Raw genomic sequence first — 546 nt, 5'->3', positions numbered from 1 at the left:
TTCATCGACCTGAAGTATACTTAATCCTGTCTCAATCCCTTCTGTAAAATAAGCGATGTCGCCTTTACCATGGTGATTTAAATTGACAAAATAATTACTGATTGAGCCAAACGTTTGTTTCACAGATTCACAAGACTTATCCTTATTAGCAGAATGAGGTTCTAATTTAGTGATCTGAACATGGTGTATGTTACCCTGTTCATCTTTACTAAAAGCCAATAGTGCAGGAACATGCTTTTGCCCATCTTGGGTCTTGGTGTATACCGAACGACAAAAGCGAAGATCAGCATGATCATAATGCGCTAACCCACGATGAATGATTAAGTATTTTTCAGCGATGGTGCCTTGAATAGGCTGTGATTGTTGAAATAACTTTTGGGCCAGTTGACGTTTCCCTTCTTTGACTTCCCTCTCTTTTTTCTCATTCAATTTTTGCGGTGCTTTACGCTCGTATTCAGGAATGTAATGGATGTATTGCGCTGCATGCTCCAGAGTTTCTTTAAAACCGGATAAACCCTTCTCACGTTCAATAAGATGAAATAAATT

Annotated in this window: 1 protein-coding gene; it reads right to left on the bottom strand. The window is 38.5% G+C overall.

The genetic code is table 11. From position 1 onward, the window contains the following. On the bottom strand, nucleotides 1-546 hold a 546-nt coding region (locus tag A8O27_RS18250), incomplete at both ends, for a DUF7146 domain-containing protein (RefSeq protein ID WP_154669273.1).

It is taken from the genome of Legionella bozemanae (assembly GCF_001648595.1).
In the GTDB taxonomy this organism is placed as follows: domain Bacteria; phylum Pseudomonadota; class Gammaproteobacteria; order Legionellales; family Legionellaceae; genus Legionella; species Legionella bozemanae.
The sequence above is the reverse complement of the archived record's forward strand: the minus strand, read 5'-3'. Positions and strand labels throughout refer to the sequence as shown.